This is a genomic window from Actinacidiphila guanduensis (assembly GCF_900103985.1).
Lineage (GTDB): Bacteria > Actinomycetota > Actinomycetes > Streptomycetales > Streptomycetaceae > Actinacidiphila > Actinacidiphila guanduensis.
In genome coordinates this window covers 631902-645621 of record NZ_FNIE01000001.1, presented here as the reverse complement: position 1 = coordinate 645621, position 13720 = coordinate 631902, and the positions used below count along the sequence as shown (strand labels likewise).

The window sequence follows — 13720 nt, the reverse complement described above, 5'->3', positions numbered from 1 at the left end:
TGTCCATCAATTCCACCGTAGCGGGCCACCTTGACTTCGGCGCGGGTACGAGCAGCCGAAGAAGCCCCCCCGTATCGCTCGGAGCGGCACAGCAGCACCGGCATCAGGCCACTTGGAAGGATCGCTTGGACAGGCCGAAACGGTAGCCCTCGATCGTCGTCCGTACGGGTGCTTCGGCGTCGGTCGCGGCTCCGAGGGTGACGAACATCGGCGTGTAGTGCTCGACGGTGGGGTGGGCGAAGTGCACTGCCGGAGCGAGGCTGCGGTAGTCGGCCAAGGTGTCGACGTCGGCCCGCTCGAGGGCGTCGGCGGCCCAGGCGTCGAAGTCGGCCGACCAAGTCGGCACGACGTTGTGCACGAACTGCTCCCGGGTGAGAAAGGGGACCCCGTGCGTCATGTAGCCCGACCCGACCACGAGCACGCCCTCCTCCCGCACGTCCCGCAGCCGGCGGCCGATGTCCATCAGCCGGGCGGGGTCGTGAGTGGGCAGGGACATCTGCAGGACCGGTACGTCGCCGTAGGGGTACATGGTCTTCAACGGGACCCACGCGCCGTGGTCCAGGCCGCGGCTGGTGTGTTGGTGGACGGGTTCGCTGTCCGGCATCGAGGCCGCGACCCTCGCGGCCAGTGCGCCGGCGTCCGGTGTCCGGTAGGTCATCCGGAAGTAGCGCTGCGCAAAGCCTCCGAAATCGTAGACCAACGGGGTGCCCGGGCCCGTCGCCGACAGGGTGAGCGGCGCCGACTCCCAATGCGCGCTGACGATCAGGATCGCTGTCGGCTTGGGCAGCGCCTGGGACCAGCCGAACAGCTCACTCATCCACAACGCGTCCTCGAACAGTGCCGGAGAGCCATGGCTGAGGTACAGGGCGGGCATCGGACCATCGGCCGGCGTCCAGGGACGCTGATCGCGACTCGCGGGAGCCTGCTCGATCATGAACCGGTCGTAGGCGGACGCGGTATGGGAAGCAGCATTCATACGTGCCCTCGCTGGGTATCTCGGGGAGACGGACGTGTGTTTCGAGCGGCGGGGCCGGCTTCGGGCGCTCGCCGGCTCCGATGTGTGTGCAAGCGCCGTGCCGTTCACTGAGGAGTGACGGCGGCTTCGGCCGCGGGACGCAGGACGAAGTCGTAGGTGAGGGTGCGGTAGGGCCGGTCGAGGCCGCGAGCCCGGTGGTCGTCGTGGCGGACGGTCGTCTTGACCGCGTCGGCGGGGACGTGGCCTTCGATGGTGCCGGCGACCAGGGGGTCACCGTCGAAGTAGATCTGGGTGGTCAGCGGCAGGCACCCGTCGGCGGAGACGATGGCGTGGATGTGCAGCGGGCGCAGGCCCTGAAGCTGCAGCGCCCGGGTGAACGCGGCGAGCGGGCCGTCCGTGGCAAGGCCGAAGGTTTCGGTGCCGGGCATCACCGTGCGGAACTCGTAGCGCCCCTCGCTGTCGGCGATGATCCGGGCGCGGAGGTTGTCGACGGGGATGCCGGTGGAGTCATTGGGGATGTTCAGCGGCTCGAAGTCGCTGGTGTCCATGCCGGAATAGACGTTGTCGGCGCCGATCTGCCAGATCTCGAGGGCCGCTCCGGGCAGCGGGTCGCCGGTGGTGGTGCGCACGATCCCGGAGACGATGAGGGGTTCGCCGGGTTCGTCGGGGCGCATGGGCAGCACAGCCGGGCTGTGGAGGACGGGAGCGCCGGGGCGATGGGCGGGGCCTTCCATCTCCCAGTGGCTCGCGCCGTCCTTCTCCGGGTGGGCATAGGTCGCGCCCGCCGTTCCTTTCAGGACGGTCTTGTAGAACAAGATGCTCGCGGACGGAAGTTCGCCGGCGTCGGCGACCTGCTGCAGCCATTCGACGGTGGTGAGCAATTCCTCAAGGGTCACCTGGTGTTTGAGGATGACGTCGTCGACGGCGCGGCGCAGATCGGCGAAAACGACCTGCAGCCGGCTCTGGGACTCGCTCACGTGCCTCGGCTCCTTTCCGATGTCGGGTGGGGTGTCGCATGAGGGCCGGCGGTGGTCAGCGCCGGATGCCGGCGATGAGCTCTTCCCAGTTCCGATGGGCGATGCGCTCGCGGTCGGCCTCGACGATCGGCGCCGTCTCCAGGAAGCGCCGCGCGGATCCGGCGCGTTCCCGGTTGAACGGGTAGTCGGAGGCGTACATGATCCGTTCGATCCCCACTGTCTCCAGGCTCCACCGCAGGTACTTGTGGCTGGAGATGCCGCCCGGGGTGATGAAGATGTTCGAGCGGAAGTAGTCCGCGATCGGGCGCCGCAGCTCGGTGAGCTTGTCCATTGCCGCGATGCGGTCGAGGTAGAACAGCACGACCTCGCCCCAGTGCCCCAGGACGAGCTGCAGTCCGGGGAACCGGTCGAAGACACCGGCGATGATCATCCGGAGCACGGTCAGGCCGGCGTCGTAGTGCCAGCCGAACGCGCCGGTGGCCAGCATGTCGTCCACTGGCGCGCCGAAACCGCGGTAGTAGGCACGGGTGACGGCCGGGAACGGAGCGCTGGGGTGCAGGTACACGGGTGCGCGCAGGTCCTCGGCGGCCTCGTAGATGTCCCAGAACTCGGGTGAGTCCAGAGCCCGGCCACCGGAGTTCGCGTTGACCAGCGTGCCGTTGAGCCCGAGCTCGGTGACCGCGCGCCGCAGTTCGGCGGCTGCGGCGGACGGAGCGGATGTGGCGAGCGCCGCGAAGCCCTGGAAGCGACCGGGGTGGCGGCGCACGGCGGCGGCGATCGCGTCGTTCGTGGGCGCCTGCAGGGCGACCGCCTCCGCCGTGTCGAGGTTCTGCAGCCCCGGCGTCGTGAGGGACAGCACCGACACGTCGATCCCGGCGTCGTCCATCGCGGCGATGCGTTCGTTGTCGAGGTCCAGCAACGCCGGCGTGATGTCACTGGCGACGGCCCACTTCATCATCGGCTCGGTGAGCCGGGGGTCGCGCCGCTTCCATGCCTCGATCACGTCGGCGGTGACAAAGTGCTCCTCAAGACCGTAGAGGCGCATCAGGGCTCAGCTTCGGACGGACTTGAGCGCGCCGGCCCAGGACTCGAGCTGGTCGAACAGTACGGACGCGGTGTCGTCGTGTACCGGGGAGGGCTTGAACACCGAGAAGTTCTCGAAGTCGGTGAACAACGAGAACGACAGCTGCTGGCGCACGTGGGCGAGCTGCAACTCGCTCGAGATCGCCCGCAGGTGCTCGACCGCCCGTGTGCCGCCGAGCGAGCCGTACGACACGAAGGCGGCGGCCTTGTTGTTCCACTCCGTGTAGAGGTAGTCGATGGCGTTCTTCAGCACGCCCGAGGTGGAGTGGTTGTACTCCGGGGTGACGAAGATGTACCCGTCGAACTCCTTGATCTTGGCGGACCAGGCCTTCGTGTGCTCGCCCGCGTACACGCCCCGGCTCGCCGGCACGGCTTCGTCCAGGTGCGGCAGCGGGTAGTCGAGCAGGTCGATCAGTTCGTAGTCGGCATGGGGGCGCTCCTTGGCCTTGGTCAGCACCCAGTTCGCCACCGCTTCGCCGTTGCGGCCGGGGCGGGTGCTGCCGAGGATGACGGCCAGCTTCACGTTGCTCATGGTGCGGTCCTTCCGATCCACCACGCTTGAATGTTCAAGTGAGACCCTAACCTGCTTCACGTGAACATTCAAGTCAGCCCTCGGTGACGCCAGTAGACTGCGCACATGTCTGTCCGAGGGGAGCCCGAGATGTCCGAACCGCGCTGGCTCACAGGCGACCAGCTGGCGGCGTGGCGCGGGTTCATGAAGCTTCTCCAGCGACTGCCGGCGGCGCTGGAGTCGCAGCTCCAGCAGGACTCGAAGCTCAGTTTCATCGAGTACCACGTGCTGGCACACCTGTCCGACCAGCCCGAGCGCCGCATGAGGATGAGCGGGCTCGCGCTTCTGGCCAACACGGAACTGTCCCGCCTGTCCCACATGATCGGCCGGCTGGAGAATCGCGGGTTCGTACGCCGCGAGCCGGACCCGCAGAACGGGCGTTACACGCAGGCGATCCTGACCGACGCCGGCTACGCCTACCTGGCGGGGGCGGCGCCCGGGCATGTGGCCCGGGTGCTGGACCTGTTCGTCGATGTCCTGGACCCGGACGAACTGCGGACGCTGCACCGGATTTCCGAGAAGGTGCTCGCCCGCATCGAGCACGCACAAGGCGGGACGGCGAGCGCCCGCCCGGCGGACCGGCCCGCGGAGGACAGGGCCCGGGCCGAGTGACGGGCGGGGCCCGGCCCGCCGTGGACCACCCGGAATAGGTGGGGGGCTGCCGCCGGTTGTGTCGGCATGGTCCCGATGGAAGGTGTGTCCCAGGTGGGAGCCGAGCGCCCGCAGCTCGCTGTCCGCGTGCTGGACCAGCAGTGTCCGCGAGCGGTGTTCGATCGGGTGACAAACCGGTGGGCGGTCTTGATCTTCGACGCCCTGTCCGACGGACCGCGCCGCTTCTCCGAGTTGACGGCCGAAGTCTCCGGCATCAGCGAGAAGATGCTGGCGCAGAACCTCAGGATTCTGGTGCGCGCCGGACTGATCGAACGCTGCGTGGCCCCGACCGTACCGCCCCAGGTCACCTACAGCCTGACCACGCTCGGCTCGGATCTGACCGCGACGCTGCACCTCCTTGTGGACTGGGTCGATGATCACATTGAGCCGATGGCGCAGGCGCGGGATCGTTACGACGCGGCAGCGTCGTAACGAGGTTCGGGCCGCGCGCGTGACCCCCGGCTCCCTCAGCCGCTCAGGCCCAGCTTGGGACGCAGCCAGCGCGCGATGTTTGCGATGGTCAGGTCGGCCTCGGGGGCACGGCCCGCCATGAGCGGGTAGATGTGCTGCATCCCGTCGCTCACTTCCAGGGTGACGTCCACACCCGCGTCGGCGGCGAGGCTCGCGAAGCGTTCCGCGTCGGCCCGAAGCGCCTCGTACCCGCCGCATGCCAGGTAGACGGGCGGCAGTCCGGTGGCGTCCGCGTACAAGGGGTTGGCCAGCGGATCGATGGCGGAGCCGTTCCGGCCGAGGAACATCGCGGCGAGCGCGAGCGTCGTGGGCCGGGTCGTGAAGGCGTCGTGCGCGGCGTTGGTGTCGAAGGTCTCGCCCTTGGCCTCCATGTCGTACCAGGGGGAGATCGCCACGATCCCAGCGGGGAGCGCGGCGCGGTCTTCGCGCAGTTTCAGGACGGTCGAGGTGGCGAGTCCTCCGCCGGCGGAATCACCCGCGACGGCGATATGGCCGGGCTCGACGCCCACGTGCAGGAGTTGGCGGTAGGCCGCCACCGAATCGTCGAGTTGGGCCGGAAAGGGATTTTCCGGTGCCAGCCGGTAATCGAGTACCAGAGCGCGGCACCCGGTCGCCTTCGCGAGGTGAGCGGCGACTTTGCGGTGGGTGTCTTTCGAGTTCGCCACAAAGGCGCCGCCATGCAGGTAGAGAATGACGCGGTCGGTTGCCGAGTCGAGCGGATTGCACCACAGGGCCGGTCGACCTCCGGTCTCCACCTCCTCGTACGTGACCGCGGTGGGTTCCGCGGACTGCGCCTGCAGTTCGTCCATCATGTCACGCAAGGTCGGCAGATCCATGCCCGGATTGGCGTGCATACGGTCGGCCATGGAACGGAGAGTTACGCGGAGGGCATCTGAACGGGGGCTCGGCATTGTGAATTCCCGCCATTCGAGGGACGTGGATGGGGAGATGTGCGTGATCGCGCGTGTGCACGTCCAGGCGTATGGCTGCGGTGGGTGCACCGAGGTCACGGACAGCGGTAAGGCTATGGATTTTCCTGGTCTGCCGGAAGGACTTACTTTTTTGTCAGGGCCGGACGCCGGAGAAAGGACCGATGTCAGCGGCAGCCTGTGTGACCCACTTCACCGCGGCTGTCGCCCAAGTGTCCGCCCCTGGGGCGTTGCCCTCCCCGGCCGGGAGCCGTCCGCCTCGCGCGCCACAGGCCGCGCAGACCTATGGCGGCACTGTGACTGTCCACACCGGTGGCCGGTACGACTCCCACCTGCTCCTGCCCGTCATACCCGACTGACGGACCGTGGCGGTACGGTCGCGCCGACCGCCGGGGGCGAGCGTCGAATCCTGGCGGCGAGTCAGGGGCCGCCCTTTGCTGCGTGAGGTCGGCCGAGACGAGCACGAACGCCCCCGAGCCGTGCTGCACATGGACGCAAGGAGGCGTGGCCATAGCCTCCCGGTGGCCGGACACGGCCACACGGCCGCGCCCGTGTCCCGGGGGCGGGGCACGGGCGCGGAGGTGGGGCGGTCCTTCACACAGCCGTCAGTTGACCGTCAGGCTGTCGATGTTGACGCTGCCGGAGTCGGCCGAGCCCACTTCCAGGGTGATCGGGACGTCCCCGGCGGGCAGGTCGACGGGGACGGTGACGGTCGACCAGGTGTCCCAGCTGCCGGTGACGGGCAACTGCACCTGATGCCGGCCGCCACCGGCGGCGAGCGTGATCGTCCGCGTGACGTTCTCCAGCGGCGGGCGCTGACCGCCCAGGGAGTTGGCGTAGCGGATGGTGACGGTGCGGGGCCCGGCGGCCGGGACGTGCACCGCCACGGTGTCGGACGCCCCGGCGTACCAGCCGGCCGTGAAACCGCTGCCGGTGTAGCCGCCGTGGTCACTGGCCACCTGGGCGCCGCCGCTCATCGCGCCGGACTCCAGCTCGACCGTCGAGCCGAGCGGCGACGGGGTCACGACAGGGAGGACCGCGGTGTCCGTCGCCGTGTCACGGCCGGTGGTGCCGTCCCAGGTGGTGGTCGCTGTGATGCGCGCGGCCGTGGTCGCCTGGTCCGCCGGCGGGGTGACCGTCCACTGCAGGTCGGCGTGGCCGTCCTCGGCGATCGTGACCGGTGCCGGGCCCGCGCTGACCCGCCAGCCCGCCGGGACCCGCAAGCCGCTCGTCACGTGCCGGGCGTCGGCGCCGCCCACGGACGTGAGGGCCAGGTGCACCGTGGTGGGCTTTCCGGGCGAGGTGCCGTCGGTGGTCAGCGCACCGGTGAGGTCGGCGGCCTCGGCGCGGGGCACCGAGAGCGAGGCGACGGACGCAGGGACGGCGCCGGTGAACGACAGCCGCACCGCGGTGGCCTCGGTACGGTTCCAGCGCGCCACCAGGTCACCCAGCGGCGGGACGCTGCCCTGGCCCACCTGCCGCCAGGCCGAGCCCGAGCCGTCCTGGACCTCGACGGTGTACGAGTCCGGGCGGGTGGTGCCCCACCGCACGTGCAGGTGGTCCACCGCGCTGCGGCCCGTCAGCGCGACCTGGAGGGACGAGGAGTTTCCGGCGGCGGTCCACGTGGTGGTGTCGTTGCCGTCCACGGCCCCGGCCGCGTACATGGCCGGCTGCGCGGAGTCGGCCGACGCCGTGCCGCAGCGGGCGAGGTCGTCGGTCGGGTCGAGGTCCGGTCGGGCCGTCTTCATTGTCACCGGGCGGCCGCGGGTGAGGGTCCTTGCGCCCGCCGGCGTGGTGAGCGGGACGGGCCGGCCGGAGTCGAGGGTGACCGTGGTGGTCCTCGCGCCGATGTGCACGGTCAGCCTGCTGCCGTGGTAGGCGAGCCCGGCCAGGGTGATTCCCGAGGCGAGCTGCGGCGGCAGCGTCGGGGCGAGCGTCAGACCGCCGGTGTTCCACCGCAGCCCGCCGAATCCGTGGACGAAGGTCTGCAGGTAGCCGCCGGCGCCGGTGGCGAAGGTGAACGCCGGGCCGTAGCCGCCGCCTTGGAGCGGCACATCGCCCTGGGTCTCCGCGAACTGGTCGAACGGGCCCTTCAGGTAAGGGCGGTAGGAGTTCTCGAAGAGCGTGTAGTCGAGGCAGCCGGGCTGCTGGATCTGCGCGGCGACCACCGACTCCACCGAGGAGGTCATGGCCGGCCCGTTGACGTCGGTGACCGGCATGTAGCGGTCCAGGTCCGCCGCGGCCGACCCCGGGTCGGTGACATAGCCCAGCGGGTACGTCAGCATGACCGTGTCGGCCTGCTTGGCGGTCTGGTTCGTGTAGCCGGCGTACTCCGGGTGGCTGCCGTCGGCGTCGGTCGGCACCGCGATACGGTCGGCGATCCGCGACCACGCCGGGTCGGGGGTCCGGTGCACCACGGCGGCCGCGGCGGTGGCCGCCCTCAGGGCGACGATCGCGCCGGCGTTGGTGGTGGCGTTGTCGGTGACGTGCTCGTGGTACTCGTCGGGGCCGGTGACGCCCACGATGTGGTACTTGCCGTCGGACCCTTGCGTCACGCGGCTGGCCCAGAAGGCGGCGACGTCCTTCAGTACCGGATAGCCGTCGTCCTTCAGCCACGTGGTGTCGCCGGTGGCCTGGTAGTACTGCCACTGGGCGAGGGCGATGTCGCTCTCCAGGTGGTCCTCGAAGGTGACGCACATGGGGTGGCCGAGGTCGCCGCAGACGCCGCCGGGCCCGTTGTCCCAGGCCCAGATCCCGCCGGCGTAGCCGTTGGCCTTCGCGTTCGCCTCGGCCTGGGCGCGGGTGCGCGAGCGGAACGCCACCACGGATTCGGCGAGTTCGGGGTGGAAGGCGAGCAGCGAGGGGAACATCCAGGTGTCGGCGTCCCAGAAGATCTCACCGTTGTAGTCCAGGCTGGTCAGGCCGGCCGGCGGGATGCTCCACGAACTGCCCGCGCGCAGGCTGGAGTACAGCGTGTAGTACGACATGTCGATGTCGCCCTGCAGACCGGAGTCGCCGGCGGCCTCGATGTTGGGCTTCCACAACGCGGCCCAGGCGGCGTCGTGTTGCGCGGTGAGCCTGGACCAGCCCTGGCGGACGGCGTTCTCGACAATGCGGTCGGCGGTGCGCTCCGGGTCGGTGGTGGCGCCATCGTTGGAACTGGCGATGCCCACGTACTTGGTCACGGTGTACGTGGCGCCCGCGGTGACGTGGAGGGTCCAGTCCTCGCCGGCCGTCGCCGCGTCGGCGGGCTCGGCTGCCGAGCGGGCCGAGACCTTGGTGCCCGGCCCGGCCACGAGGCGCTGCGTCTCCACCACGCGGGTGCCGTCGCCCGGCGTGCTGAGCCGGACGGTCGCGGTGTCGGTGGCGGTGCTGACGCCGCGCGAGGTGGCGTCGATGCCCTGGGCGCCCGCGCCGTCGAGCAGCGCGGACAGCGCGAGGTCACCGGTCCACCGCGGGGTGACGGTGAGCCGGACCTGCGCGAGATGCTCCTGCGCCCGGTTGGCGAGCACCTCGACCCGTACGCCGGTGGCCCTGCCGTCCTCGGGCGTCCAGGTCATCGACGTGGTGACGGCGCCGTGGGCGAGGTCCAACCGCTGCCGGTACCCACTGAGTTGATCCTGCGGCACGGACGCGTCCAGGGTGTGGCCGGCCACACCGAGGGCCATCGTGCTCCAGGTGGGCAGCGAGGCCATGTACTCCATGCCCGGCACGGACGGCGTCAGGCCCTTGTTGTAGACGCCCGCCACCAGCGAGGTGGTCGTCCGCTGCTTGGGCTGCTGGTCCAACTGGTAGCCGCTCGGGCCCAGTTCGCCCTGGTAGCCCTGGCCGACCGCCGGCAGCCGCTCGGCGAGGTAACCGTTGCCGACGAACGGCGTGGTGGTGATGTCCTGGGCCGCATAGGCGGCGTTGGTGAAGGTCCACGGGTCGGCGGCACCGGGTGCGCTGCCGGGGGACCGAGTGCCCCCAGCCACCTGCTCGTTCGCTCCTGCCGCGTTGGTCGTCCCGGCCGCTGCCGTCGTCCCGGCTGCAGCGGCCATGGCGACCAGTGCGGCGGTGATCGCCACCGCTCTGCCCGCTCTGCCTGTTCCTGGTCTGCCCGCTCTGCGCATCGTCACAACGGATCCTCCGGTTGCGTGAGGGCGGCGTCCGCGACGGCGTGTGGGGGACGCGGTGGAGCGGATTTTCAGCCCTTGGGTGATTTCTACAACGATGTAACGACCAGATTTCGCCACTAGCACCTACGTCACGTCAAGCCTCAGGGGCGAAACTTTTCTATCGTTGTAAAGGCTCCGGGGAGGAGGCCCGCGCCCTCTTGGCCCTCTCCCACGGGCCCCGGTCCGCGTCGCCGATTCCCGGGGTCGGGTGCTCCTCGGCATCTTCGACGGCCCGCGCCGCTGGATTCAATCGCCGGGGGCCGGGCGGCCGAGACCCTGCACGTACGGACGCATGGGAGTTGCCCCTTTGTGCGGTGAAGTCGTGGACACCGGCGTCCGGCTCCGGTGACCGGCCAGGCCGCACCGGATGAGAGGCGGCCAAGGGCCCGCGCTGACCACGAGTTGACGCGTTGACAGGTACACGAAGGGTCGGTTACAACGTTGTAGAGACCGAGCCGCACGGACATCGCGGACCACCGCGCCGTGGATGCCGTCAGCACGACCCCCTTCGAGGTGATGCCATGAGGCGCGTCCTGTCGGTGCTGGCCGTACTGCTCGGCTTCGTCGGCCTGCTGACGATCGCCCCGGCCGCCCACGCCGTGCCGGGCGGCGGCACCCAGATGTGGTCCGGGTACTCCTACTACCCGCGGCTGATCCGGCTGGAGCACAACGGGTCGTCGAACGGCATGGTGGTGGCTGCGGTCGTCACCAACCAGAACAGCAACTGGGTCGGCGCCATCTTCCACAGCACCGACAACGGCCGGACGTACACGCAGGTCGGCGCCGTCAACGATCCGGTCAACTCCACCGGCATGTGCTGCCAGACCCTCTACGAACTGCCGAGCGCGGTGGGTGGCATGCCAGCCGGCACGCTGCTGTGGGCGGCGTCGTTCGGCGCCGACGCGGGCAGCGGCCGGCACATGTCGATCCGCGTGTGGCGCAGCAACGACCTGGGCGTGAGCTGGTCGTACCTGTCCACGGTGACCACGGCGTCGAGCAGCCTCGGCCTGTGGGAGCCGGAGCTGACCGTCGCGTCCGACGGCCACCTGGTGGTGTTCTACTCCGACGAGACCGATCCGGCGCACAGCCAGAAGCTGGAGCGGGCGCGTTCCACCGACGGCGTCACCTGGACCGACTTCAGCGACACCGTCGCGCTCGCCGACTCCTCCGCCCGCCCCGGCATGGCCGTCGTGCGCCGGGTGCCCGGCGGGTCCTCCCTCATGAGCTACGAGGTGTGCGGCGGATCGCACGTCTGCGAGGCGTACGTCCGCAGCTCGCCGGACGGCTGGAACTGGGGCACCCCCACGGACATCGGCACCCAGGTGCGCACCGCGGACGGCCGCTACCCGGCGAGCACTCCCACCATCACGGTGGTGGGCAACACCGTGCTGCTCACCGCGATGCGCCTGCGCAACGCGGACGGCAGCTTCGCCGCCGGCGACGGCAGGACGGTGCTCGGCAACGCCGCGGGCGGCCAGGGATCGTGGTTCGACATCGCCTCGCCGGTGCCGCTGCCCGACGCGGGCGGCGGCCCGGCCCCCACCTGCCCCGGCTACTCCTCGCCGCTGCTCGGTTCGGCGGACGGCAAGTCGTTCATCCAGATCACCACCGACCTCGACGCTTCCGACCAGTGCCGCGCGTACGTCGGCCAGGCGTCGGCGCTGCCCAGCGGCAGCACCGGGTCCACCTGGACCGCGGAGGGCTCGCAGGTCTACCTCTCGCTCAGCCAGCAGCACTTCACGGCCACCAATGCCGCCGGCGCGCTGCGCAACGTCTGGTGGGACTCCTCCACCGGGTACGCGGCGAACACCTGGGCCACCGGGGTCACCGGCGCCCCGGTCACCTTCGTGGACGGCACCCAGCAGCATGTGTTCGTCCGCGGCTCCGACGGTTCGCTGCAGCACTACTTCTGGGACTCGGCGACCGGCTCGACCCTCCACGACACCTGGGCGGCCAGCGGCGTCGCCGGCGACCCGGCCGCGATGATGATCGGCAACGCGCAGCACGTGTGGTGGGTGGACAGCGCCGGCACGCTGGAGCACTCCTGGTGGGACCCGGCCGGCGGCTCCCACCACGACACCTGGACCACGGGCGTCACCGGCCGCCCCAGCGCCATGCTCGTCGGCGACGTGCAGCACGTGTTCGTCCGCACGCCCACAGGCGCGATCCGGCACGTGTGGTGGGACGCTGCGCAGGGCTCCCAGAGCGAGACCCTTCCGGCGGACGCGGCCAGCGACCTCGCGGTCGCCGAGATCGGGGACGCGCAGCACCTGTGGTTCACCGACAGCGCCGGCCGTCTCCAGCACTGGTGGTGGAGCCCCGCGGCGGGCTGGAGCAACGACACCTGGGGCAGCGGGGTCACCGGCCGTCCCACGTTCCTGCAGGACGGCGCCCAGCAGCACGTCTTCGTCCGCGGCAGCGGCGGGACGCTCGAGCACTACTTCTGGCAGTCCTCCGACGGCCTGCACCACGACACCTGGGGCACCGGCATCACCGGCGCCCCGACCTCCCTGCTGATCGGGAACGCCCAGCACGTGTGGGCGACCGACTCGAACGGGACCGTGCAGCACTGGTGGTGGGACCAGGCGGACGGGCTGCGCCACGACTCCTGGGGCAGCTGACCCGCGTCCTTCGGCCTGCCGACCGCGCGCACGAGTCCTGTGCGCGCGGTTTCGGCGTCCCGGGCGAGAGCGTGTCGTTTTCGTACAGTGCGGTGGGGCGCGGTGCGGGGCGGCGTCGCATCAAGGAACGGTAACGGTTTTCATGTGCGGACCGATGGGGATGGATGTGAAAGTCGTTTCCATCTAGCGTGAGCACCCACAGCAGAACCGCGTACGTGCCGCGTTCCTCCCCGGGCCGGCCGAGCAAGGAGTGCCCCGCGCCATGAAGGCTGCCCTGTCCCGTCCCCAGGCCCGTACCAAGCGCATCGCCGCTCTCGCCACCGTCGGCGTCCTCGCCGCGAGCGCGCTGGCGGCCTGCTCGACCTCGTCGGACTCCTCCGGTTCCTCGGGGTCCGGCACTTCCGGCAAGCCCGCCGCCGCGAGTTCGGGCTCCGGCCAGCAGATACAGGTGGTGGCCGCGGAGAACTTCTGGGGCAGCATCGCGAGCCAGCTCGGCGGCAGCCACGTCAAGGTCACCAGCATCATCGACAACCCCGACGCCGACCCGCACGACTACGAGCCCACCGCCGCCGACGCCCGCACCGTGGCCGGCGCCCGGATGACGATCGTCAACGGCATCGGCTACGACACTTGGGCCGACAAGCTGCTGTCCGCCAACCCGGCCGCCGGCCGGATCCAGTTGAAGGTCGGCGACCTCGTCGGGATCGCGCCCGGCGGCAACCCGCACCGCTGGTACTCGCCGCAGAACGTGCACCAGGTCATCGGGCAGATCACCGCCGACTACAAGAAGCTCGACCCGGCCGACGCGGCCGACTTCGACACGCTCCGCTCGACCTTCGAGACCAAAACCCTGGGCACCTACAACCAGCTGATCACCGGCATCAAAACGAAGTACGCCGGCACCCCGATCGGCGCGTCCGAGTCCATCGTCAGCCCGCTCGCCGACGGGCTGGGCCTGAAGATGCTCACCCCGTACTCGTTCCTGTCCGCGATCAGCGAGGGCACCGACCCCACCGCGCACGACAAGTCCGAGATCGACCGGCAGATCAAGGACAAGCAGATCAAGGTCTACGTCTACAACAGCCAGAACGCCACCCCCGACGTCCAGCAGCAGGTCAAGGAGGCCAGGGCCGAGGGCATCCCGGTGGCCACCGTGACCGAGACGCTCACCCCGGCCGGCGCCTCCTTCCAGCAGTGGCAGGTCCGCGAACTGCGGGGCCTGCAGGCGGCGCTCGCGAAAGCCACCGGCAAGTGACCGGCAGTCCGGCGGCTCGGGGGCGTGCG

Annotated in this window: 10 protein-coding genes; 4 read left to right on the top strand and 6 right to left on the bottom strand. The window is 70.3% G+C overall.

The features are described 5' to 3' along the window. Positions 1-103: 103 nt before the first annotated feature. The 4 genes from BLR33_RS02775 to BLR33_RS02760 form a co-directional block, all read right to left on the bottom strand. On the bottom strand, positions 104-817 hold the full coding sequence (locus tag BLR33_RS02775; protein ID WP_245771109.1) for a dioxygenase family protein: 714 nt from the start codon (positions 815-817) through the stop codon (positions 104-106). A 263-nt stretch (positions 818-1080) separates the two neighbouring features. After that, positions 1081-1953 carry a dioxygenase family protein gene (locus tag BLR33_RS02770; RefSeq protein ID WP_093782580.1) on the bottom strand — a complete coding sequence of 291 codons (873 nt, stop codon included), beginning with the start codon at positions 1951-1953 and terminating at the stop codon, positions 1081-1083. 55 nt (positions 1954-2008) lie between these two features. Continuing rightward, positions 2009-2998 carry an amidohydrolase family protein gene (locus BLR33_RS02765; protein WP_093782579.1) on the bottom strand — a complete coding sequence of 330 codons (990 nt, stop codon included), beginning with the start codon at positions 2996-2998 and terminating at the stop codon, positions 2009-2011. A 6-nt stretch (positions 2999-3004) separates the two neighbouring features. Beyond that, a complete protein-coding gene (locus BLR33_RS02760; RefSeq protein ID WP_093782578.1) occupies positions 3005-3568 on the bottom strand; it encodes an NADPH-dependent FMN reductase in 564 nt (187 codons plus the stop codon). Positions 3569-3673: 105 nt separating this feature from the next. Between BLR33_RS02760 and BLR33_RS02755 the strand changes: the two genes are divergently transcribed. Both BLR33_RS02755 and BLR33_RS02750 read left to right on the top strand, forming a co-directional pair. Further along, positions 3674-4219, top strand: a complete 546-nt coding sequence (locus tag BLR33_RS02755) for a MarR family winged helix-turn-helix transcriptional regulator (protein ID WP_218136591.1) — start codon at positions 3674-3676, stop codon at positions 4217-4219. Positions 4220-4312: 93 nt separating this feature from the next. Beyond that, positions 4313-4690 (top strand): winged helix-turn-helix transcriptional regulator, encoded by a 378-nt coding sequence (locus tag BLR33_RS02750; protein WP_245771108.1) that lies wholly within the window; start codon positions 4313-4315, stop codon positions 4688-4690. A gap of 35 nt (positions 4691-4725) precedes the next feature. Here the strand turns inward: BLR33_RS02750 and BLR33_RS02745 are convergent, their stop codons facing one another. Further along, positions 4726-5595, bottom strand: coding sequence for an alpha/beta hydrolase (locus BLR33_RS02745; RefSeq protein ID WP_218136590.1), 870 nt, complete (start codon positions 5593-5595; stop codon positions 4726-4728). 668 nt (positions 5596-6263) lie between these two features. After that, on the bottom strand, positions 6264-9725 hold the full coding sequence (locus tag BLR33_RS02740) for an NEW3 domain-containing protein (protein ID WP_176930089.1): 3462 nt from the start codon (positions 9723-9725) through the stop codon (positions 6264-6266). Positions 9726-10336: 611 nt separating this feature from the next. Between BLR33_RS02740 and BLR33_RS02735 the strand changes: the two genes are divergently transcribed. Both BLR33_RS02735 and BLR33_RS02730 read left to right on the top strand, forming a co-directional pair. Then, positions 10337-12436, top strand: a complete 2100-nt coding sequence (locus tag BLR33_RS02735) for a hypothetical protein (protein WP_093782573.1) — start codon at positions 10337-10339, stop codon at positions 12434-12436. Positions 12437-12698: 262 nt separating this feature from the next. After that, positions 12699-13691, top strand: coding sequence for a metal ABC transporter solute-binding protein, Zn/Mn family (locus tag BLR33_RS02730; RefSeq protein WP_093782572.1), 993 nt, complete (start codon positions 12699-12701; stop codon positions 13689-13691). Positions 13692-13720 lie beyond the last annotated feature (29 nt).

What these genes read in the sequence shown, in the direction of transcription:
- BLR33_RS02735 (WP_093782573.1), top strand. Translation starts at nt 10,337, where the DNA reads ATGAGGCGCGTCCTGTCGGTGCTGGCCGTACTGCTCGGCTTCGTCGGC.
- BLR33_RS02730 (WP_093782572.1), top strand. Translation starts at nt 12,699, where the DNA reads ATGAAGGCTGCCCTGTCCCGTCCCCAGGCCCGTACCAAGCGCATCGCC.
- BLR33_RS02765 (WP_093782579.1), bottom strand. Translation starts at nt 2,998, where the DNA reads ATGCGCCTCTACGGTCTTGAGGAGCACTTTGTCACCGCCGACGTGATC.
- BLR33_RS02775 (WP_245771109.1), bottom strand. Translation starts at nt 817, where the DNA reads ATGAGTGAGCTGTTCGGCTGGTCCCAGGCGCTGCCCAAGCCGACAGCG.
- BLR33_RS02745 (WP_218136590.1), bottom strand. Translation starts at nt 5,595, where the DNA reads ATGGCCGACCGTATGCACGCCAATCCGGGCATGGATCTGCCGACCTTG.
- BLR33_RS02760 (WP_093782578.1), bottom strand. Translation starts at nt 3,568, where the DNA reads ATGAGCAACGTGAAGCTGGCCGTCATCCTCGGCAGCACCCGCCCCGGC.
- BLR33_RS02755 (WP_218136591.1), top strand. Translation starts at nt 3,674, where the DNA reads ATGTCTGTCCGAGGGGAGCCCGAGATGTCCGAACCGCGCTGGCTCACA.